The organism is Sporosarcina sp. P12(2017) (genome assembly GCF_002743035.1).
Classification (GTDB): domain Bacteria; phylum Bacillota; class Bacilli; order Bacillales_A; family Planococcaceae; genus Sporosarcina; species Sporosarcina ureae.
Genome location: NZ_PDYL01000015.1, coordinates 18,679 through 41,212, shown reverse-complemented (window position 1 = coordinate 41,212; position 22,534 = coordinate 18,679). Strand labels below are relative to the sequence as shown.

Annotated in this window: 17 protein-coding genes; 3 read left to right on the top strand and 14 right to left on the bottom strand. The window is 44.3% G+C overall.

The genetic code is table 11. The features are described 5' to 3' along the window. Nucleotides 1-91: 91 nt before the first annotated feature. Together fabF and CSV80_RS12665 are read right to left on the bottom strand one after the other, a co-directional pair. Entirely contained in the window at nt 92-1,327 is a 1,236-nt protein-coding gene (gene fabF / locus CSV80_RS12670; RefSeq protein ID WP_099671638.1) for a beta-ketoacyl-ACP synthase II, read from the bottom strand. Nucleotides 1,328-1,371: 44 nt separating this feature from the next. After that, on the bottom strand, nt 1,372-2,304 hold the full coding sequence (locus tag CSV80_RS12665) for a beta-ketoacyl-ACP synthase III (protein ID WP_099671637.1): 933 nt from the start codon (nt 2,302-2,304) through the stop codon (nt 1,372-1,374). Nucleotides 2,305-2,494: 190 nt separating this feature from the next. On the opposite strand from CSV80_RS12665, the gene CSV80_RS12660 reads away from it, so the two are divergent. Beyond that, nucleotides 2,495-2,665 (top strand): DUF2929 family protein, encoded by a 171-nt coding sequence (locus tag CSV80_RS12660; RefSeq protein WP_233208487.1) that lies wholly within the window; start codon nt 2,495-2,497, stop codon nt 2,663-2,665. Nucleotides 2,666-2,722: 57 nt separating this feature from the next. Here the strand turns inward: CSV80_RS12660 and CSV80_RS12655 are convergent, their stop codons facing one another. The 4 genes from CSV80_RS12655 to CSV80_RS12640 all read right to left on the bottom strand — a co-directional run bounded on the left by CSV80_RS12655 (nt 2,723) and on the right by CSV80_RS12640 (nt 7,296). Then, on the bottom strand, nt 2,723-4,861 hold the full coding sequence (locus CSV80_RS12655; RefSeq protein WP_304442307.1) for an ATP-dependent Clp protease ATP-binding subunit: 2,139 nt from the start codon (nt 4,859-4,861) through the stop codon (nt 2,723-2,725). A 155-nt stretch (nt 4,862-5,016) separates the two neighbouring features. Continuing rightward, nucleotides 5,017-5,496, bottom strand: a complete 480-nt coding sequence (gene rraA / locus CSV80_RS12650; RefSeq protein ID WP_029052482.1) for a ribonuclease E activity regulator RraA — start codon at nt 5,494-5,496, stop codon at nt 5,017-5,019. 662 nt (nt 5,497-6,158) lie between these two features. Further along, entirely contained in the window at nt 6,159-6,473 is a 315-nt protein-coding gene (locus CSV80_RS12645) for a metal-sulfur cluster assembly factor (RefSeq protein ID WP_029052483.1), read from the bottom strand. A gap of 46 nt (nt 6,474-6,519) precedes the next feature. After that, nucleotides 6,520-7,296: a prolyl oligopeptidase family serine peptidase gene (locus CSV80_RS12640; RefSeq protein ID WP_099671635.1), complete on the bottom strand. Its 777-nt coding sequence runs from the start codon at nt 7,294-7,296 to the stop codon at nt 6,520-6,522. 172 nt (nt 7,297-7,468) lie between these two features. Between CSV80_RS12640 and CSV80_RS12635 the strand changes: the two genes are divergently transcribed. Then, nucleotides 7,469-8,293: a Cof-type HAD-IIB family hydrolase gene (locus CSV80_RS12635; RefSeq protein ID WP_099671634.1), complete on the top strand. Its 825-nt coding sequence runs from the start codon at nt 7,469-7,471 to the stop codon at nt 8,291-8,293. 12 nt (nt 8,294-8,305) lie between these two features. After that, entirely contained in the window at nt 8,306-9,163 is an 858-nt protein-coding gene (locus CSV80_RS12630; protein WP_099671633.1) for a DegV family protein, read from the top strand. Between the two features lie 195 nt (nt 9,164-9,358). Here CSV80_RS12630 and CSV80_RS12625 read toward each other — a convergent pair whose 3' ends face one another. The 8 genes from CSV80_RS12625 to CSV80_RS12590 form a co-directional block, all read right to left on the bottom strand. Then, entirely contained in the window at nt 9,359-10,729 is a 1,371-nt protein-coding gene (locus CSV80_RS12625; RefSeq protein WP_099671632.1) for an alpha-amylase family glycosyl hydrolase, read from the bottom strand. Between the two features lie 180 nt (nt 10,730-10,909). Then, nucleotides 10,910-11,041 (bottom strand): resistance to Congo red protein, encoded by a 132-nt coding sequence (locus CSV80_RS17890; RefSeq protein ID WP_233201620.1) that lies wholly within the window; start codon nt 11,039-11,041, stop codon nt 10,910-10,912. A 30-nt stretch (nt 11,042-11,071) separates the two neighbouring features. Beyond that, nucleotides 11,072-11,446 carry a YisL family protein gene (locus CSV80_RS12620; RefSeq protein ID WP_029052488.1) on the bottom strand — a complete coding sequence of 125 codons (375 nt, stop codon included), beginning with the start codon at nt 11,444-11,446 and terminating at the stop codon, nt 11,072-11,074. Between the two features lie 92 nt (nt 11,447-11,538). Continuing rightward, complete coding sequence (locus tag CSV80_RS12615) at nt 11,539-12,435, bottom strand: fumarylacetoacetate hydrolase family protein (RefSeq protein ID WP_099671631.1); 897 nt, start codon at nt 12,433-12,435, stop codon at nt 11,539-11,541. 55 nt (nt 12,436-12,490) lie between these two features. Beyond that, entirely contained in the window at nt 12,491-13,678 is a 1,188-nt protein-coding gene (locus CSV80_RS12610) for a DUF418 domain-containing protein (RefSeq protein ID WP_099671630.1), read from the bottom strand. After that, nucleotides 13,675-17,379, bottom strand: coding sequence for a helicase-exonuclease AddAB subunit AddA (gene addA / locus CSV80_RS12605; protein ID WP_099671629.1), 3,705 nt, complete (start codon nt 17,377-17,379; stop codon nt 13,675-13,677). The genes CSV80_RS12610 and addA overlap by 4 nt, the downstream gene beginning before the upstream one ends. Continuing rightward, nucleotides 17,363-20,854 carry a helicase-exonuclease AddAB subunit AddB gene (gene addB, locus CSV80_RS12600; RefSeq protein ID WP_099671628.1) on the bottom strand — a complete coding sequence of 1,164 codons (3,492 nt, stop codon included), beginning with the start codon at nt 20,852-20,854 and terminating at the stop codon, nt 17,363-17,365. Before addB ends, addA begins: the two co-directional genes overlap by 17 nt. A 1,014-nt stretch (nt 20,855-21,868) precedes the next feature. Further along, complete coding sequence (locus CSV80_RS12590; RefSeq protein ID WP_099671626.1) at nt 21,869-22,501, bottom strand: TVP38/TMEM64 family protein; 633 nt, start codon at nt 22,499-22,501, stop codon at nt 21,869-21,871. Nucleotides 22,502-22,534 lie beyond the last annotated feature (33 nt).

Here is a 22,534-nt window from a genome sequence, read left to right as displayed (position 1 = left end):
CAGATCAACGGTGCCCTCCCACTTACTCTTGAACTTGAACTTCTCCAATAAAAAAACGGAAAGGAGTCTCAAAGACCCTTTCCGTCCATCTTTAGATCTTCTTAAACACCAACGAAGCATTATGCCCGCCAAAGCCAAGCGAATTACTCATAGCATACGTAATATCTGCTTTACGCGCCTCATTCACTACATAATCCAAATCACACTCTGGATCCGGCGTCTCGTAATTCATCGTAGGAGGTAAAATCCCTTCCTGCAACGCCTTCACAGTAAAGATCGCCTCAATACCGCCAGCCGCACCAAGCAAATGACCCGTCATCGATTTAGTCGAACTCATTGCCAACTTATACGCATGATCACCAAACACAGTCTTCGCTGCCAGCGTCTCAAATAAATCATTATACGGCGTGCTCGTGCCGTGCGCATTAATATAATCCACCTGCGTAGGCTCAACGCCCGCTTTTGCTAATGCCTGTTGCATCGCACGCGCTCCGCCTTCTCCACCTGGTGCTGGTGCTGTAATATGGTGCGCATCTCCAGTTGAACCGTAACCGACGATTTCTGCATAGATCTTCGCGCCACGCGCAACCGCATGTTCATATTCTTCCAAAATCAAAATACCTGCACCTTCACCCATTACGAAACCATCACGGTTTTTATCGAACGGACGAGAAGCTTTTGTAGGATCACCATTCAAAGATAGCGCTGTGCTTGCGATGAATCCCGCTACTGCAAGTGACGTGATCGGCGCTTCCGTTCCACCTGTGATCATGACGTCTGCATCTCCGCGTAGGATTACTTCAAATGCATCCCCGATAGAGTTTGTACCAGATGCACAAGCTGTGACGGAACAAGAGTTGATTCCTTTAGCACCTGTGAAAATCGATACTTGTCCTGCAGCCATATCGGGAATCATCATAGGAACGAAAAATGGACTGACACGTCGATAACCTTTTTCAAGGAATGTATTAAATTGTGTCTCGTGTGATTCCATTCCGCCGATTCCAGAACCGATCCAAACTCCTGTACGTAGCGCTAAGTCGCCTTCAAGTTCCAGGTTCGCATCTTTCATTGCCATCATCGCAGACGCCACTGCATAGTGCGTGAATCGATCCATCTTGCGGGCATCTTTGCGGGAAACGTATTCCTCGATATCGAAACCTTTTACCTCTGCCATTACACTAACCGGAAATTTTTCTTGATCCAGTCTTGTCATCGTGTCAATACCAGATTTCCCTTCTAACACTGATTTCCAAGATTCTTCAGCCGAGTTACCTACTGGAGAGATTCCACCGATACCCGTTACCACTACACGTCGTTTTTCCAATTTCAAACTTCCTTTCTATTGTTAACTTTTATTTGCCAGGCTATTTACTTACCCCATTTTATACATAAGCCGCCCCATGTCAAGCCGGCACCGAATCCTACCAGAACAATCACATCATCATCTTTCACTCGACCTTCTGCTAAATCGTCCGTCAATGTAATCGGTATAGATGCAGCCGATGTATTCCCGTACTTATGAACCGTTTTCGACATTTTTTCAACCGGCAAGCCTAAACGCTCACGTGACGCTTCCATAATACGAATATTTGCTTGGTGAGGAACTAGATAGTCTACTTCGTTCGTCGTTAAACCAGCTTTTTCAGCGACACTGACTGCTGTTTCTCCCATTTGGCGGACCGCAAACTTGAATACTTCACGGCCATTCATTTCTAAATGTTCGTCATGATGAAGATGCTTTCCTCCTGAACCGTCTGCACCCAATTCAAATGAAAGGATCCCTCTTCCTTCACTTACTTTCCCAACAACTGTCGCTCCTGCGCCATCTCCAAACAAGACAGCTGTATTGCGGTCTTCCCAGTCAACGATTTTCGATAACTTTTCCACGCCTACTACTAGAACATAATCATACGTGCCAGATTCAACAAACTGCTTCGCTGTTACCACACCATACATGAACCCTGCGCACGCTGCAGAAACATCCATCGCTGCTGCGTTCTTTGCACCTAGACGTTCCTGGATCATTGTTGACACTGACGGGAAAATAGTATCCGGTGTAACCGTTGCTACCAAAATCAGACCGATTTGATCAGCACGGATATCTGCTGATTGTAATGCATTTTTCGCTGCTTCAAACGCCATATCCGATGTATTAATTTCATCTGATGCGATTCTACGCTCTTCAATTCCCGTACGCGTGCGAATCCATTCGTCTGAAGTATCTAAATTTTTTTCTAAATCTTCATTCGTTACAACAGTTGGTGGAACATATTTCCCCATCCCTAAAAGTCCAGCTCTCATCTTATCTACCCCGTTCCTTATCATCTAATATTAGTACCTGGTAGTAATTATAGAAGAAAAAACATGCTTTTTCAAGACGAGGACACTTTTCCGTCAAATATAATGTATAATTTCATTTCAACGTTTTAGCTTACTATGGTATGATGTACTATGAAATAGACTAGTCGAGGTGAAAATCATGCACTATATTATGACATTTGTTTGGTCGTTCCTCTTGGTAGCTATGTTAAACTATGTTGCTGGCTCCATTGGGGGCAATGCATTTGACTTCATGGCGGGCGTCACCGTCTCAATCGTTTTGGCTATCCTTGTATTGATTATCACTACAATCATTCCAGACGAATCACCAGCAGACGTTTGATTTACGACCAAAAAGCGTAAGAACTGTTCAACAGTTCCTACGCTTTTTATTTTGATCTCATCGGACAACTTCCACAACCAATTCTCCTTCTTGCATGGACAATTTGATTTGCTGTCCTTCCACAAGACCGCCTCGTATAACCTCTTTCGCAACTTTTGTTTCCACATGTCGCTGAATGAATCGTTTCAATGGTCGCGCACCAAAGTCCGCATCTGCCCCTTCTCGAACAATCCAGTCGAGTACCTCATCATCATAGACAAGCACTAAATCCTGCTCTTCCAGACGCTCAACCAAATCACCAAGCATCTTGTTGATGATCGCTTTAAATGAATCAGTGGTCAATGAATGAAAGATAATAATATCATCCATTCGGTTCAATAGTTCAGGTTTGAAATGACTACGAAGTGCTGCCATAATCAAATCTTCTTTGGCATGCTCTGTATCATCTAAATCATTCTCGAGTAAATAAGCTGACCCGATATTCGATGTCATGATGATGACAGTGTTCGTAAAGTTTACTAAACGCCCTTGACTATCAGTAATACGACCGTCATCTAAAATTTGCAGTAAAATATTCGCTACATCAGGATGCGCTTTTTCAATTTCATCCAATAACACTACAGCGTATGGATTTCTTCGTACAGCTTCCGTTAACTGACCGCCTTCTTCATAGCCGATGTATCCTGGAGGTGCGCCGACTAGACGTGACACACTGTGTTTCTCCATATACTCAGACATATCAATTCGTACGAAGTGATCTTCCGAATCAAATAACGTCGCAGCCAATGTTTTCGCAAGCTCTGTCTTCCCTACGCCAGTCGGTCCGAGGAATAAGAACGATCCAATAGGCTTATTTGGATCTTGAATCCCAGCACGCGCACGCCAGACAGCTTCTGTGACGAGTTGTACTGCATTGTCTTGTCCAATGACGCGTTCTTTCAATGTTTCATGCAAGCGCAATAACTTCTCACGCTCTCCTTCAACTAGTTTCGTTACCGGAATACCTGTCCAACGAGCAACGATTGAAGCAATCTCTTCTTCCGTCACTTCTTCACGCAACAGACGTATATCTTTCGTTCCTTCTAACGGACTTTCCAATGCTTTCAATTCTTTTTCTAATGCTGGGATTTTACCGTACTGTAATTCAGCGGCTTTATTTAAATCAAAACTGCCTTGCGCTTCTTCAAGTTCTCTGCGGTAGCGATCCAGTTCTTCACGTTTACTTTGAATAATTTTCAATGCCGCTTTTTCTTCATCCCACTGCTCTCGCATACCTTTTGAAGAATCTTTCAAATCCTCTAGCTCTTCGCGTAATGTCTGTAGACGTGACTGGCTCATCGTATCTTTCTCTTTACGCAATGCTTGCTCTTCAATCTCGAGTTGCATGATTCTACGAGTTACCGCATCCAGCTCGGATGGCATCGAATCAATTTCCGTACGAATCATCGCGCTCGCTTCATCAATTAAATCAATTGCTTTATCCGGCATGAAGCGCTCCGTTAAATAGCGATCAGACAATGTGGCAGCGGCAACGATCGCACGGTCATGAATACGCACACCGTGGTGTAATTCAAAACGTTCTTTTAGTCCACGCAAAATAGATACCGTATCTTCAACAGACGGTTCACGCACCATCACTTGTTGGAATCGTCTTTCAAGTGCCGCATCTTTCTCGATATACATCCGGTATTCATCGAGTGTAGTCGCACCAATACAATACAATTCACCGCGTGCAAGCATCGGCTTCAACATATTCCCCGCGTCCATCGCACCATCAGTTTTCCCAGCTCCAACTATCGTATGAATCTCATCAATGAACATAATGATTTCGCCATCGCTATCTTTCACTTGCTTTAAAACACTTTTCAGACGCTCTTCAAACTCTCCACGATACTTCGCACCCGCAATCAGTGCACTCATATCAAGTTCGAAAATCTGACGGACTTTCAATCCTTCTGGCACATCCCCTTTTACAATACGCTGTGCCAATCCTTCCACAATCGCAGTTTTACCGACTCCCGGCTCTCCGATGAGAACTGGATTGTTTTTTGTCTTTCTTGATAATATTCGGATTACATTTCGAATTTCTTCATCCCGGCCAATAACCGGATCCATTTTTCCATTTTTCACTTCTTCCACAAGATTACGACCGAATTGCTCTAGTGGTGAGCGCTGATCTTCTTGCATTCCGTCCATACGCATATACATCCGCCTCTCGTTTATTTGACTTTGACTATCTTTGATTAATTCAATTATAGAATATTTTTTGTCTGAAGTAAAAGATTAACACTCGAATTAGCCAACTATTTTCAAACATAAAAAGTCGCCCGCAAGTATGCGAGCGACGTGTATTACACTAGTTGGCGTGGCGCAACGACTACCCCGTCTTCGTCTGCGTAGACATAGTGACCTGGTGTCCATTCAACGTTTCCGAAGCGCAGAACTTCGTCTTTCTGCCCTTCACCACGTTTGATACTCTTGACCGGCATGCTACCGATCGCCATGACACCAATTTCCTGTGTACCAAGATCCGCTGTGTCGCGCGCGCAGCCATAGATAATAACGCCTGCAAGTTTACGATCCTGTGCAATTTCACCGAGCATGTCCCCCATAAGTGCGCAGCGCTTTGACCCCCCACCGTCTACAACCAATACATGGCCTTCAGGAATCGTTTGAAGCGCTTCCTTGACTAGTACGTTGTCTTCAAAGACTTTCACTGTCGAGATCGGCCCCGAGAATCTCTTATGCTTTCCGTAAGATTTGAATTCCACTGTACATACTTGCAGTTCGTCGATGAAGTCATCGCAAAGGTCTGCTGTTTTAACTGACATTTCCCATTCCCCCTAGTACATTCTGTTTGACGCTACCCTAATTCCTATTCGACAAAATCTTGCATTTCCTTTTTTAATCTATATATTGTCATAAAAGTTACAAGTATTTGCTAAGGATAATTACAGGACGTCCGTAATGGGATTGCAACTCCAGCTGGTGGACGCTTTCCTGAGGGCGTGGCCCGAGCCAAGCGAACAGCGAAGGGTTCGCTTTGCCGTATTTCTGTGCACTTTGCAGAAATTAAGGCACCTGTCCAGGGTCTCGAACTCACGCTGATCCTCCAGGAGTCGCCACCAGCTTCCGTTGCAATCCTAGATACAAAGTTAAGACAACTAGATTACACACTGTGGATAGAAAGTGAATTATTGCAGTAGTTTCACTAGTTCAAGTTATAACAAGATTACAAGCCAGAGTTCACTGGATAACAGAAAGTGTCGTCCACTCAGACTGTAAGGGATTGGCGCGTAGGAGGGGCGACTCCTAGAGGATCAGTTCGACAGGTGAGACAACCAAAAGGGAGCTTGCGACCTGGTTGGCTCACCGCGAACCCTCAGGAAAGCGTCCCCTCCGAAGCGCCAATCCCTACCCCAACAGCCCGGCAGCCTACCCTTTCGATTAAAAAAACCACACCATTTTAAAACGGTGTGGTTGGTATGATCTATTAACGTACGCCTAGTGCAATCTTGGCATAGCGTGACATGTTATCGCGGGACCATGGTGGATTCCAAATGATATCTACCACTGTATCCTTCACCTCTGGGAGTTCCATTAGCTCTTGCTCAATATTCGCTACAATCTGTGGACCCATTGGGCAACCCATTGACGTCAGCGTCATCGTAACTTTCGCGACTCCTTCGTCAAGCAACTCTGCATTGTACACCAATCCAAGATTGACGATATCAATACCCAATTCAGGGTCGATGACGTTTTCCAACGCACCAAATAAATACTGCTTGATCTCTTCTTCTGTGTTCATCGAAATGCTCCTCTCTGCTGTGTAGTAATCTTATCTTACCAACATACTACCTTGCACGCAAATGCAGTGCAAGCCAATCGACTGCTGCAAGCATTCCTGGACGTGAAACAGTGTGCCCGGCATTTTCATCTGGCATCCATTTCAATAGCTCCGGCTCGTCTTCGTAATCCTCTTGAATTTCTTCGTAAAATTCTTTCGTAAACTCAAACGGCACCATCGTATCTTGTTCCCCGTGCCAAATGAAAAGTGGACGATGATGCAATCTGCCTGGATTTTGTGATAGATCCACTTGGTCAAGGGCTGCGAATAGTTGCTGGCGTTCTTCTTGAGATACCGGAATTTCCCTACCGCCACGCTCTGCGTAAGAAATTTGTCCTTTGGCTAGGCGCGTGAATGCAGGTGAACCCATCATCACGGAAGCTGCGTCGATCCAATCGTAATTCGCAAGGCAGCCGAATGTCGTGATTCCGCCCATTGAAGTGCCCCCCATGCCAATTAGTGTATCATCATCGATCAATTGTTTTTCATAAAGTTCATCATGTAAAACATCTGCTTCTTTAATAGAAGTCAGCACGATGTCCCAAAAACTTAATGCTAATTGAAATTCATCTAAGGATTCCGAGCGATCACCATGCAGTTTAGCTTCGGGTAAGATGACACGAATTCCTCGTTTAGCTAGATTATATGCGTAGTGTAAATTATGTTCTTTTGCACTAGTGAATCCATGAAAAAATAGTACAACAGGAATGCGTTCTTTCTCTTTTGACTCTTCTACGATGTGAAGTACGGGGATCTCTTGCCATCTTTCTGAACGAATAATCATGACGATTCCTCTTTTCCTACAATCATTTACTGTTATGTTAGAATAGCAACATATACCAGATAATACAAAACCTTCACCTCATTGCTCATTCTTTTGACTTACTTACACGGTTAACGATAAACTGTAAAGACATAACACTCTGGTAGTATAAGCAGTAATAGGAGAGGATTTCTTGAAACCACATTTAATAGTAGTAGACTTAGATGGAACATTATTAACGGATGAAAAAGTGATTTCACCCAAAACAGAACAGACACTTCGCACAGCTGTTTCGCAAGGACACCATGTTATGATTGCGACAGGACGACCATACCGCGCTAGTGAAATATATTACCAACAGCTTGGTCTGACGACACCAATCGTCAACTTTAACGGCGCTTTTGTCCACCACCCTACCGACCGTTCATGGCAAACGATTCACGAAACAATTGCCTTGCCAGTCGTCAATGAAGTAGTAGATGCCATGCAAAACTTCTCAGTCGAAAATATCGTCGCAGAAGTGATGGATGACGTCTATGCCCACTATCATGATGAGCGCTTTTTAGATATTTTAAACTTTGGCAACCCACTCATCACATCGGGAGATATTCGGAATTCATTAAAAACCGAACCAACTAGCTTGTTAATCCAAGCCGATTCTCTAACAGTCGATCCAATTCGACAGCATCTAGAAGACTTGCATGCGGAAGTCATTGATCACCGCCGTTGGGGGGCTCCATTTAATATTGTGGAAATAGTGCGTCACGGCCTTAATAAAGCAGTAGGCATTGATGCGGTTTCGAAATGGATGAATGTGCCGAAAGATCGCATTATCGCCTTCGGAGACGAAGACAACGATCTTGAAATGATTGACTATGCGGGTACAGGTGTCGCAATGGGGAATGCCATCGACCGATTAAAATCCATCGCAGACGAAATAACGGACACGAATAATGAAGACGGAATTTCACGTATACTGGAAGAACGATTATCCTTACAGAAAAACATTGTCGTATAAGGGGGAAAAGAAATGAAGATTTTTGCGGATAGCGCATGTGATTTACCTCTAGACTTCTTTGCAGAAAACGAAGTTGAACTATTCCCATTAAGCGTTCTTCTAGACGGCAAAGAATACGAAGATATCGTCGAGATCAACTCTAAGGAAGTTTTCGATGCGATCCGTCAAGGACAGCAACCAAAAACTTCCCAAGCTTCACCCGATCAAATGATGACAACTTGGAAAGATCTTGCAGCATCCGGTGAAGACGGCATCTATATCGCCTTCTCGTCCCAACTGTCAGGAACGTACCAAACGGCGGTCATGACGAGTGATCAAGTGAAAGAAGACAACCCTTCCATGAACTTGGCAGTCATTGATACACACTGCGCTTCACTTGGCTATGGTCTACTCGTAAAAGAAGCCGTACGCTTGCGCAATGAAGGCATCGGCATGCGAGAAATAGAACAAGAAATTCGCACAATGGCCACACATATGGAACACCTTTTCACAGTAGAAGACCTAGACTACTTGGCCAAAGGTGGACGCGTATCCAAAGCAAGCGCATTTTTCGGCGGACTACTTAACATCAAACCGCTACTTCACGTAGAAGACGGAAAACTCGTGCCAATTGAAAAACACCGTGGACGCAAAAAAGTTCTACGGCGCATGATCGAAATGATGGAAGAACGCGGCAGCAATCTACAAGAACAAACCATCGCGATCAGCCACGGTGACGACCTATCCACTGCTAAAGAGTTCCAAGAAATGATCCAAGAAGTCATCCAACCAAAAGCAATCGAAATTCACCAAATAGGCTCCGTCATCGGCTCCCACGCCGGCCCCGGAACCATCGCCCTATTCTTCCTCAACAACACAAAAAGCGAATAAAAAAACAGCCCGCATAAACCGCAGACTGTCTAGAACCCAAGATGAATTCCAGACTAGGAACTTATCTTGGGTTTTCTTCTTTATGAATTAACGCATTAATGTGCTAGCCTAGTTGATCGTAAGCGCAGGGCGGCGACTCCCAATGGATAAGCGTCCGCCCAGAACGTCGATCAACGGTGTTCCCACCTATCTATCTTACTTCTTCTCTCTAACAACTTCCTCAGTCCGTCCCTGCTTGCCCTTCCGTATAACCATATACAAAAACAACACAAACAGAACAACTACCATAATAGAAGCAATCAGATAAGGCGTATTAAACCCGTTATCCTCTTCAATGATGTAAACTTCCGCTAGCTCACGTTCAAGTACGACATGATACTTATTATCCTTCGTCTCCTTAATCAAATCCTGACCTATTACACCGCGAAGCTTCTTTTTCTCCCCAATCACCGAAGGATCCAGCTCAAAGCTCTGCACTTCCGACGTATTATTGAGCGCAATAATCCACGTCTCCTCTTCAGAAGAACGCTCAAACACAACAAAGCCATCTTCATTATGCAAGATCTTGAAATCTCCTGTACGAAGCGTTTCCGAATCATTACGAAGAGTATTCAGATCCCCAATCCACTCGTGTAACTCCATATCTGTCTTAAAGTTAAAGAACGGATGAGTTTCCGGTGCCTCTTTTCCATTTACCGCTATTTCTGTCGCGTATGGAACTAATGGAACGCCCGGGAGCATGAATTGTGCAACCGTCGCTACTTTCCAACGTGTCGGTGGGAATTGACGAAGTTCCACCATTTTATATGTGAAACGTGGTCCAGTTAAATCATCATACTGCAGTAATTTCCCTGCGTCCTCATTGCTAAACTGATCTAGTGAAGACGTATCTGGGTCTACTTGCACAAATGATTCTTGGATCGCTGCACTTCGTTTTTCAGCCGGCATACTGTCAAATGATGCATCACTTTGTTCATTTGTAATTACGTACAGACCAACGTTGACTTCCTTCACTGCTTTGATCATGTCGTTCAGGAACTCCGTATCCGCATCATTAAGCAATGTTAAACGAAGCCCGTCCAATTCATAATCCGAAACAAATTGTACAGCGAATTCCAGCAGTTCTTGCTGTACAGCAGGATCGCTTACTTCACCTACTAGAGGGAAATCTGCCATGATTTTCAAGTCGTTCTCATGCATTTCTTCAATTAACGCGGTGAACTCTTCCGCTGTACCGAAGTGCGGTTCAATCTCTTGATAATCAAGAACTTCATTTCCATCATACGATGCCGTTTTAAAAACCGGTCCGACAGAAATCATCGTAAAGTGCATATCGATCAAGTGTTGCAATCGATTGCTGATTCCTGCAAAGTCGCCACCGTTAAAAATAGCTGGATTTTTAGCGTCGGCATCGAAATCATTAGATTCAATCCCATTATTGAAACGGTCGACAAGTAAATCATAGATACTTTCATTGCTGAAAGATCGATCGGTATCTGCAAAAGCGGGTTGTGCTATCGATAGGGCAAGCATACAGGTTGCCAGTAGTCCGATTATTCGTTTCACTTTAGTAAATCCTCCTCATACAAACTCTTCTTTTAGTTTATCAAACGGTAGCAAGCCATGCTATTCTTTCTTATGAAAACTATTGACGCGTTCTGTAAATACGGCAATCTTGTGAAAGTATGATGCCCATGTCAATTTAAAAAAGCAGTGGAGGAAAAACCCTCCACTGCTTGCGCATAGTCATTCGTTATCGTTTTCAGTAAAGAAATTCGGATCCCGCTGTCTACGCGCACTAACTACAACGGAGACCGCAAACAACGCGATCAGCAACAGGATTACCATCAAAAATATCCAGCCGGCCTGTGTTGCCATTTGCTCATCTCCTCTAGTAGTCAGTAGTTATTATGCGAAAAAGTTGAAGCCCATTGGTAATTTGAAACCTATGAACATCGTAGCAAGTAACGCGATGATGAAAAGAATCCACATAAGCCCCGTGTTCTTCCCTTTATTTCCACGAACAAGAACCATTTCCATAAATCCAATTGTCAAAATACCTAGGACAAATTTGATGCCATATAGCATGGAATCAATAGTCATATGCTTAAAGAATAACGCAGCTCCTGTGATGATGATCAAGACGTAGAACAGTCGTAAAATCATATGTGTAATCTTTTTTCCTTTTGTTCCATTTGCCATACTTGCTGCTACTAAAAATAGTACAATACCTACTACCCATGTAAAAATATGCATGTGGGTTGTATCAGTTAAAAATCCCATTACTTCCACCTCATCATTAGTATAGTCGATTGATATTCTACCATATCTTTCAAACTACGACTATTCTGTTGCTTATTTCATAGACCTGCGTATTATTCGAAACGGTTAACTAATGTTCCGATTCCTTCGATGGATACTTTTACTGTATCGCCTTTTTTCAAGTACGTTGGGGGTGTCATACCTTTACCAACACCAGCTGGCGTACCTGTTAAGATTACATCACCCGGCTCTAATGTGACGTACTTAGAGATTTCAGCGATCAATTCATCAATTTTAAAAATCATATTGGAAGTATTGCCGTTTTGGCGCACTTCATCATTCACTTTTGTTACGACGGATAAATTTTGCGGGTTTGGAATTTCGTCTTTTGTCACTACATAAGGCCCCATCGGACAAGAATCGTCTAAACTTTTACCTAAAAAGAACTGTTTGTGCTCCGTCTGGATATTGCGTGCTGTAATATCATTACCAATCGTGTAACCAAATACGTAATCATATGCCAGTTGCTTTGGAATGTTTTTGCCTGTCTTGCTGATCACGACAGCCAATTCTCCTTCATAATCCAATGAATCCGTCACTTCACTATGGATCGATAACGTTTGCTCGTCCCCTGCGATGGCTGTTGGAGATTTGGTAAATAACATCAATTTCTCGGGTGCTTTTGATCCAAGTTCCTCCGCATGGTCAAGATAGTTCTTACCCACACATAACACGTTTTTCGGTGTGCGTGGAATTGGAGACAACCATTCGATGTCAGTAAACGCACGCTTAAACTGCTCTACGTTTCCTTCAGCTTCAGTTTTCTCTACCAATTTACGAACTTCCTCTAAAAAATCCATACCATGGGAAACGCCTTCAATCATCGTTTTCGGGAAATCAGTTTGTTCCAACGCTTCAGCCATTGCGAGTAAATCCCATACAGCTTCCTCACGTTTAACTTTTGGTCCGAATAAAGTCTGTCCTTCGTAACGGAATGACAATAATTTCATTTCAATACCCAACCCTTTCCATGTGAATTCACATATTCCTATGTTACGACAAAATCTACTTTTTTTCCTCTTTAACGACGAAATTCTTTCCGTAAGACCACTTCCGCCACACAGCTTCAAGTGGTCCCATTCGGAATTTCGTTAACCAAACCTGCGCTACAATGAGCTGAATCGCAAAAATTCCGATTGCCAACCATGTGCCGGTCACTATATCTACTTTACCATATAGACCTACTCCATATGAATAAAATACCATCGTCGCAATCACCGACTGCATAATATACGTCGTAAAAGCCATTCTACCAACATTTGCAAAAGGTTGCGTAATACTCTTTAAAAATGGAATTTGAAACAGTAATAAAAATAATGCCCCATATCCAAGCGTCAAAATCGGTCCACCAAATATGGATTGAACGAGTAAGATATTTTCGAATTTCGAACCGTCCCAACTCGGGATGTTCTTTAATACAACGCCAATCGGAATAAATACTAGCATCGCGACTAGCAACTTTCCTTTCAACGCATACATACGCTCAATAATCTTGAATTTCGATAACACTGCACCGAACATGATCAATGGCAAAATGATAAAGACCGCTGTAATTGAACCGACGATTTCAAAAACAAAGAATTCATTCAAACGGAAAGCGAAAATTTCGCTGAATGTGCCGTTACCATAGGATGAAATCGCCAGTTCGATCTGTCTTGTATCAACGAACCCATCCAACATATTCGAAGTAGTCTTGCTGCGAGTCAATGCCAATATACCGTACAACAGTAGCGTTGGCACAAAATAAATGACGAGCGAAAGTGCCAACAACCACTTCTTCGGAATTCGGATTACCGCGATCATAATGAATCCCATCAACGCATAGGTGAACAATATGTCACCTGACCAGATCAGCACCGCGTGCAACACGCCAAAAACCAGTAAAATCCCCATGCGTCGTGCCATGAATGGCGCAAACTGTGTACCATTCCTCAATGATTTTTCATACTGCATATTCACACCATAGCCAAATAACATGGCGAATAGTGGATAGAAACTAGCTTCTATAAACACATCGATAAAATGAAACATCGACTGCTCATGCGGAACGGTAAACCACGAATATGGATCCATATACGCATACGGCGAATGGAAATGAAGCATATTTGCAATCAAAATCCCGAGTAACGCAATTCCTCTCAAGTAATCGAGTGCTTCCACCCGTTCGGTTAGAGGTGTAGGAGTCAATTTCAAACGAATTCCTCCTGTAAGCTAATAATTTTTGCTTCGCTGAATAAATAGAGCAACATTTCTTTAATCTCAATCGAAAGAATGGATTCCAGTACGTTTTTATACAAATTCAACTGTGTGCCATAACGGACTTGCATTTCTTTTGCAATCGCCTGATCGGAATGAAACTTACTCATATCATCCGTTTTGTAATCAACAAGTACCCACTCGCCTTCTTCATGGAACAGACAGTCAGCAATACCTTGTAGCAACTGGAACTCTCCTTCAACAGCAGGAAGTGCATAGGTGAACGGTGTTTCACGCAACACTTGATCGGCTTGCTTCATCCGTTTGCCAAGTGTCGTCTGGAAAAATGCCACAACCGCCTGAACATCAATCGCAGCTGCTTCTTCTTTCGTCAGCAGTTCACGTCTTTCGAGCTGCTTAACAAATTCCGTTGCACTCGCATGATCAAGTTCCGCCTTCAAATCAAGATGCTGCATGACAGTATGCATCGCCGTTCCAATTTCTGCTTTCGTCAATGAACGCTTCTGCAGAAATGATGGCCGTGAATGAAGGTTCGAGATACGTTTTGTGACGTCAGGTTCCATTTCTTCAAATGGATCGGCATCTCCTCGTTCGATCTCCAGCAACGCAATCCGTTTCAACTCACTGACGGATTGTTTGGAAGACAGTTCCACCGCAAAGTCAAACGGATAATACGCATCAAAACGACTTCGCACTTCTTCTACCAGCTTCGGATCCTCCACGGCTGCTTCTTGATCGACAGGTATCCAGTCCTCAATCTCCACTTCATTCGTACTGTGGAAAGCAGAAAACGGATAGGCATTTACTTCCCATGATGACGGATCATCCATCAGTGTTCCACCAGTCGTCTTACCAAACTTACCAAAATCCATGTGGCGCGCAACGGCTGGACCTATCCAGTCGAGATAACCGGTCGCCCGTGAACGTGTGTATTCCGGCAGTGGTTCATTTTCATCCAACAACTGTGCTTCTTGCCACTTGTTCATCGTCTTTTCAATGTCTTTAACGGAAGCTATTAATTCCAAATGCTCTTTAGCACGTGTCATCGCTACGTAGAGCACGCGCATTTCCTCTGCCCGCATCTCTAGCTCCTTTTTCTCTTTGATCGCTAGGAACGGTAGTGACGTGAACATAATACGTTTATCGGGATCGATCGCTTTGACAGCGAGTCCGAAATGCTGATCAAATAAATACGGATTATGGAAGTCCATTTTATTGAACGGACGTCCCATTCCCGCTAAAAATACATACGGGAACTCCAACCCTTTTGATGAGTGAATGGTCATGATCCGCACGACGTTTTCCTTTTCGCTCATGAACCGTGCTTCTCCGAGATCATCGCCGCGTTTACGCATGCGGTCGATAAAGCGCAGGAAACGGAACAATCCACGGAAAGACGTCTTTTCATAAGCCATCGCCCGGTCATGTAACGCACGTAGATTGGCTTGACGCTGTTTACCGTTCGGCAAGATTCCAACCATTTCATAATAATGCGTATCTTGATACACTTGCCAGATCAATTCCGATAACGAACCGTGCCGCGCCATATTCCGCCAGTCTTCAAGTAATAGGAAAAAGCGTTGAAGTTTTTCCTGTGTAGCAGGGTTCACTCCTGCACCACCTGTCTGCATGAATAATTGCAGTGCTTCATAAAACGTGGCATTACGATTGACGAGACGAATTTGCGCTAATTCATTTTCAGTCATGCCAACGAATGGCGCACGTAACACTGACACAAGCGGAATATCTTGATATGGATTATCGACGACACGCAATGTATTGAGCATAATCATCACTTCAATAGCGTCAAAATAACCGGAAGATAAGGAGACATAAACGGGTATCCCAGCGGCTTTTAGTTCATCCGCAATTTCACTTGACCACGTCATCGAGCGCATGAGAATGACAATATCCCTGTATTCGAGCGGACGTTGCTTACCGCTAAATGCATCCGCCACTTGTGCTTGCTCCTCTTTCCACGCCTTGATCTTCTGTGCAATACACCGCGCTTCCACTTGAGATTTCTTCAGCTCTTGCTGTGCTTCTTGCTCTTCAGACATGTCCTCTTCTTCATTCTCATACAAAATTGTCAGTCCCGCTGAAACGTCTTTTTCGGGATATTGCGCACCGTACTTTAGCGCAGCCGCATCGTCATATTCAATTTCTCCAACGCGTGTCCCCATAATCTGACTAAAAATAAAGTTCGTTGCATCGAGCACTTCTTTTCGGCTCCGGAAGTTGGCATTCAAGTCAATTTTCAATCCTTGATCCCCTACACCTGATGTAAACCGATCATACTTTCCTAAAAACAAGCCGGGCTCTGCCAGACGGAATCGGTAAATTGACTGCTTGACGTCCCCTACCATGAATAAATTGCCGTCTGTTTCTCCGCCTTTCTTCACTAACTGCAATATCGCTTCTTGCAAGAAGTTCGTATCTTGATACTCGTCCACCAATACTTCTGCAAATCGATTTCGGTAATCGTTCGCAATATCAGAAGGAACGCGCTCACCGTCTACTTCTTCGGATAAAATCTGTAACGCATAGTGCTCGAGGTCCGAGAAGTCTACTAAGCCGCGCTCTTCTTTCATCGCTTGGTAACGCGTCGTGAAATCTTCTACCAAACCGACTAGCGTGTGCATAAGTGGCGCCATCAAACGGATTTCTTCTAGTAATCGTGCAGGCGTTCGAGTAAAGTACGTATCTTTCAATGCATTGACGATTTTCTTCACTTGATCACGCATCGATTTACCACGCGCAGCCAAGTCTTCGTCACATGTATCTTTGCGAATCGTACCTGCCTTGACCCACTTCAACGTCTGGAAATATGCAAAGGCATCTTCCCACTTGCCGTGAAGCATATAGTCAAGTGCTCCATCAATCCACGCTTCATCAGCTCTCGCAGTTTCAAGCAAAGGCAGCGGTCCGTCATTCATTTCCGCCACTCGCTGTAAATCACGCGTGACCGTTTTCGCTTCTTCAAGCGTATGTTGGATCGATACTTTCAGCGAATCGATGAATGATAAGCCGTCGATCGTCGCGTTATCTCCAATTTCATATTGTTGCGGAATGAGCTCTAGCCACTGTGATGGATTCGGATGTACACGCGAATAATCATAGAGTTTATCAATCAGCGTCTCGATCGCCTGATCATTACGGTCTGCTGTGAAACTATCACTTAGACGATAAATCGCTTCGGGATCCGGCTGACTGTAGGCATCTTCTAAAACAAGTGCAATCGTGTCATCACGTAAAATCGCCGCCTCGGTTGCATCGGCAATACGGAACCCAGGATCTATATCGAGTACATACGAATACTGCCGAACAACTTGCAGACAAAATGAGTGCAAGGAAGAAATCTGTGCTTTATTAAGTAGATTCAACTGTCTGCGCAAATGGACGGAAGAAGGATCTTGAACGATCGCTTCCTCGAGCGCACTAGCCATACGATGACGCATTTCGGCCGCTGCTGCATTTGTGAACGTCACAACGAGTAGCTGATCCACATCTATCGGCTGTTCCGTGTTCAATACTTTTTCAATCATCCGCGTGATGAGGACTTTTGTTTTCCCTGAACCTGCCGCAGCAGATACGAGAATATCTTTCCCGGACGCGTGGATGGCTTTCCATTGATCGTCCGTAAAGGTCTCATGTGGCGGCTTATCTGGAATTCGCATCTGGATCGATCTCCTTCCTCATCTTTTCTAATGAATCTTCCGGCTTATAGGCTGTATAGTTTCGTGTAGGCTGTGTCGGATCCGTGCTATCAAACTGACATATCGACTGATACGAACAGAACGTGCACGGCATATGTTCTTTCAGGCGGTACGGATACACTCGTGTATCACCTGACAACATGCCGTCCCCTGCCTGCTGATGTTTCTTGCGGACATATGAACGCAAAATATTAATATCTTCAGGAGGTACGACTTTTGAACTCGAATAAAACGAGCCGTCTTTCTTTAAGCGCGCTGGAATAATTAATGACTCACTTTCGATGTTGTCATCCATTGCCAGCGCGACGTCTGCATCTTCCAGTATATAACCTTGCATTTTATAGGATTTCAATAATTCTTTTTCCACAGCATCTTCGTTCAACTCTTTCGTCAAACGCAGCATCGGATTGTGAACGTACATATACAACACACCCGCGGGATTTGCGTAGACACCGAGCCAATCTTCCGCATGCTCAAGTGCAACATCTAAATACGTCAGCATTTGCAACGATAAGCCGTAATACACTTCGGTCAAATCAAGTGCACGTGCCGACGATTTATAATCGACTACCCGCAAATACGTTTGATCTTCTTTTTTCATCGTATCAATTCGGTCAATTCGCCCTCGAATATGCATCTGTTGACCATTTTTTAGATTGATTTCAAGCGGTGCAATTTCTTCATCCGGACCAAAACCAGCTTCGATCGCAATTGGCGTGAAGCTTGAATTGCGCGCCTGCGACTGCAGGGCACGGATCGTCCGTTGAATGATTTGCATCAACTTTCGCTGAATATACGCATAGCGTTGACTCGACAATAAAATTCGATGGAAGAACTTCGGCGCGAGTGCATCGATCGCTTCACGGCCTAACTGCCAGCACTGTTCTTTCGTCAACGCAGCCCAAGACAAACCTTGGCGCATAACTTCATCGGAAACCCACTTTAATGCCGCATGGAATAAATCCCCGATATCCGGTGCTTCAAGCTGGAATTCAAAACGCTCTTGCAAATTCAGTCCATATGTCGTGAAATGTTGGAACGGACAACTGTAATACGATTCTATTCTCGAGACACTCGTCGTAAAGGACGACCCGTATAAACCTGTTGTCAGATCTGTATCCAGTAACTCGGTCTTCTGACGCTTCAATGCTGGTTGTACGATTGACTCTATAACTGAAGACCACAGTGGATCTTCTTTATAATACGCAAGAACCGCTTGCCATTCAGGCGCAATTTCTTCTTGTATTGATGCTTGCCGCATAGTACGAATCGCATAAGATAGTGCCACGTCAGGATGTTCGATATAGGCAAGCTTGTCTTCTACTTCGGACAATTCCGTTGGCTCCATGACAGCGATCTCCGTAGGAATATTCGATACAATCTGCTGAAGTCTTGGAATATAAAGAGAGGGAATCAACGCTTTCCCTTCTTCATCCGCAATAGGATAGCTGACAATTAAACGCGCACTCGCTCCGGTAAACGCACGATACGCCATATACGATTCGCGCATGAGCTGAAGCTTTGTCGTAGGCGCAAGCGTAATGCCAATTTCACTAAACAACTCTCGGTCACTGTCCGACAGCAACCCTTCGTGATCATTGCGCAGTGGTAATACCCCTTCATTCGCACCGAGTACAAACACTGCTTCGACACCCATCGAATTAAATAATTCCATAGTTGTCACAGTGACTTGATCAAGCGAAGGCGGAATCAATTTGAATTCAAGTGTATCGAATCCTTCATCCAATATTTTAATCGCTTCTGCAATCGGTAGTTGCTTCTCTCCAAACATCAGGACAAACTGATCCAACACATTAATCCAACTCGTCCACGCTTGTTCATGTTCCGCTGCTGCTTGCAAACGATTATTTGTATGTTCCGTTTGTTGCAACTCTATAATTTTATCGTAGACACTAAGAGACTCTATTGTGTAAAACAACGCTTCCGCTACATCCCGACCAGTACGTGCAGACTGTAACTTCTGCTGCAATTGCTCGATCGGCTCGCGAATCATATCGCGCGTCTCAGCAAACTCCGCTTGTGTCGCGAGTTCCTCATCTGTCTGTACAGTACGGACTTTTTCCAAACCTCTATAGCGACTGACCTTCCAACGCTCTTCATCTTGCCAGCGAGATTTGCCATGAATTCCTTTAGCCAGTACGAAATTTTCCAAGCGGTCTGCCCGCTCTCTCCATACTTGCTTGCTTTCATTGACAGGGAAAAACAGATCGGTCTTCACTGCTCTAAACACCGCTTCATATGACCAATCGGTACGCACTGCCTCAAGTAATGAACGCACAAATTCGATCAATGGATGATGAAGCATCGGTTTCTTCTGGCTAATGAACACTGGAATATCATATTGCGTAAATATGTTCTGAATCAATTCGTTATAGACATCCGGTTGTCGATTTAACACCGTCATCCCTCGGTACCGCTTGCCTTCCCGCATCATCCTGCGAATCGAACGTGCCACTGCATGAACTTCCGCACGTCGATTCGACGCTTCAATTATTTGAATCGCCCCTTCCGATTCAAACGATTCAGGAGGATAGTGATCAAACTGCTCTTCTAAATGGGCCAATTCTGGATTTGAAAAGCGCTGCAACTCCGTCAAATGAACGCGTTCTTCACGATCGACAGACTCACTGTACGCTAGTTGCTGAAGCGTTTCGTACTGTTGCTGCGCCGTATGGAATAATTCATGCTCACCGTTATGCACTTTTTCCTCCATTGGCAACACGACCGTCACACGTTTCGTATATTTCATTAATTGCGTAATAATCGTATATTCCTGAGTCGTGAAATCGCCGAAGCCGTCTATGTAGATCGACGCATCTTGTAGCCACTCCGAATGTGCCAACTGATCTGCTAGCGCATTGAGTTGCCCTTCACTGTCCATATAGGTCGTGCCAAGACGTTCTTCAATTTTCTCTAGCAACAACTGCAAGTCATGCGCCTTGTCCTGCAAAATCCGAGGAGCTTGCTGATCCGCCAGTAAATTTTTCAATTCACTAAACGCCTGCTGATCGATACAATATTTACTGAATTCCTTCATGATGTCACTAATCTGCTCAGCGAATCCATGCTTCGAAGCCGCTTGTTTAAATAGCTTGAACGAGTCTTTATTGTCTTCTAGCACACTGCGGACGAGCATGCGATAGCCGAAGCTGTCTACTTCTTCGCGCGTGATGCCGCCGACCTCTTGTAACACTCGCCATGCCAATCGTTTAAATGTCAGCACCTGGGCACGAATCATGCCAGACAGTCCAGATTTGACCGACAGACTATATTCCATAGAATAAGATAACTGATCGGGTACGATGACGATAATAGGCGCCCCCATCGGTCGTTCTTTCAATTCTTGCGCGATTTCTCGCTCAATAAAAGTCGTTTTCCCTGTTCCGGAACGACCTGTAATAAAGCGCAGTGTCATATTTTTCTCCCCTTTCGTTGGATGTTGGATTTATATAAGGTTTTTAAAGTAATTAGTTGTTTTAATCGTCGAAGTGCTGTTGTATTCCGTTTCTATTTAGCATGCCTATTAAGCGGCGTTCAGTTGTGGTTCTTGCACTTGCTTTTCTTTTTCCTGTTCAATTAGGAGGTTGTGGTTTAGCTAGCAATCTAAGTGGCAAATTCATTGTACCCACTTCGGCGCTGGTGGATGGCTCTCGTTGCATTAGGTGTAGGGCAGTTCGACTAGTTGTTTTAATCGTCGAAGTGCTTTTGTATTCCGTTTCTATTTAGCATGCCTAATAAGCGGCGTTCGGTTGTGGTTGTGGTTCTTGCACGTGCTTTTCTTTTTCCTGTTCAATTAGGAGGTTGTGGTTTAGCTGGCAATCTAAGTGGCAACTTCATAGTCATCACTACGGCGCTGGTGGATGGCTCTCGCGATGAGCCACAGACAGGAAAGTGCGCCTGTCTCTGTCTCCTCGCTACGCCTACCACAGCAGGCGCCTTCGTTGCGTCGAGTCTAGGGCAGTTCGTAGACTTCTTTCGCAAGCAATACATACTAGATATCATGATGTAGCTGATATTTTTTACTATTAGAACCACAACTAAAATAACTACCACTTAGTAGCACAGGCACAACTGCGGGGTAGGCCGTGGCCAGGAGACAACTGGCAGCTCCACCGCCAGCTGGCTCCTGGCTGTAGGCAATCCCCCACGTGCCTGTGTGGGTCCAGAAAGCAAACACTCACTAACTTTAGAGCCCAACAACCAGTCGAGCTACGCCCCAACACTATATCTTGTGTATTCACTTTAACTTTCTACAAGAAGGATTTATCCACAACACAATGACCAAAACCACAATGTAGTTGATCCGCCTGGAACGCAGATCAACAGCGTCCTCACACTTCCATCACTTCTCTCTATTTCAGAAAGAAAAAATCCTGCCACTCTTTCTTCCATTGTACCGAAAGAAAAGAGAGACAGGAACCGTTAACCTCTATTCTTTTTCACCATTACCATGCACACTAGAAAAACTCCTAAAATCGTCCTCCACCTTCCGCGTCAGCCTACGCTCAAACCATTTCCCAACCAACCAAAGCAAGAAAATGACTACGAACATAATCAACGTCCGGATCGGCTGCGTAACGAGCGCTCGCACATCATAGCCGATAAACGTAATCATCATAATCATCACGAGCTTACCAAGCATCAACACGAACAAATAATTCTTCTTATTCATATTCGACAAGCCCGCCACGAGATTCACCAAAGCAGAAGGAGTAAACGGAAAACAAATTAAGACAAATAACGGACCAAAGCCATTACGCTCTACCCATTGAATCAGCTGTTGTACTTTTTTAGGACGCGTCAGGAACGAGAAGAACTTGTTGCCGCCAAACCTACGGACGAGCAAGAACACGACATATGAACCCGCAACGGTTCCTGCCCAGGAAAGTGCAAAGCCTAGCCAAAAACCGAACGCGATGGCATTGGCAATGACGAATACGAAGAGCGGCAGGAACGGTAGGAATGCTTCCAAAAACGTCGGAATTAATCCCATCAAAAAACCTAGCGCCTCATACTCCTCTGCCAAATCTTCCACTTTATCAATTGTTAGCCATTCATTCATCGCTGACACCCTCACTGGTTTTCATAATTTTTA

What these genes read in the sequence shown, in the direction of transcription:
- CSV80_RS12590 (WP_099671626.1), bottom strand. Translation starts at nt 22,501, where the DNA reads ATGAATGAATGGCTAACAATTGATAAAGTGGAAGATTTGGCAGAGGAG.
- CSV80_RS12640 (WP_099671635.1), bottom strand. Translation starts at nt 7,296, where the DNA reads ATGATTATTCGTTCAGAAAGATGGCAAGAGATCCCCGTACTTCACATC.
- CSV80_RS12660 (WP_233208487.1), top strand. Translation starts at nt 2,495, where the DNA reads ATGACATTTGTTTGGTCGTTCCTCTTGGTAGCTATGTTAAACTATGTT.
- CSV80_RS12620 (WP_029052488.1), bottom strand. Translation starts at nt 11,446, where the DNA reads ATGGGATTTTTAACTGATACAACCCACATGCATATTTTTACATGGGTA.
- CSV80_RS17890 (WP_233201620.1), bottom strand. Translation starts at nt 11,041, where the DNA reads ATGGCAACACAGGCCGGCTGGATATTTTTGATGGTAATCCTGTTGCTG.
- CSV80_RS12615 (WP_099671631.1), bottom strand. Translation starts at nt 12,435, where the DNA reads ATGAAATTATTGTCATTCCGTTACGAAGGACAGACTTTATTCGGACCA.
- addB (WP_099671628.1), bottom strand. Translation starts at nt 20,854, where the DNA reads ATGACACTGCGCTTTATTACAGGTCGTTCCGGAACAGGGAAAACGACT.
- CSV80_RS12630 (WP_099671633.1), top strand. Translation starts at nt 8,306, where the DNA reads ATGAAGATTTTTGCGGATAGCGCATGTGATTTACCTCTAGACTTCTTT.
- CSV80_RS12655 (WP_304442307.1), bottom strand. Translation starts at nt 4,861, where the DNA reads ATGGACGGAATGCAAGAAGATCAGCGCTCACCACTAGAGCAATTCGGT.
- addA (WP_099671629.1), bottom strand. Translation starts at nt 17,379, where the DNA reads ATGCGAATTCCAGATAAGCCGCCACATGAGACCTTTACGGACGATCAA.
- CSV80_RS12665 (WP_099671637.1), bottom strand. Translation starts at nt 2,304, where the DNA reads ATGAGAGCTGGACTTTTAGGGATGGGGAAATATGTTCCACCAACTGTT.
- CSV80_RS12645 (WP_029052483.1), bottom strand. Translation starts at nt 6,473, where the DNA reads ATGAACACAGAAGAAGAGATCAAGCAGTATTTATTTGGTGCGTTGGAA.
- rraA (WP_029052482.1), bottom strand. Translation starts at nt 5,496, where the DNA reads ATGTCAGTTAAAACAGCAGACCTTTGCGATGACTTCATCGACGAACTG.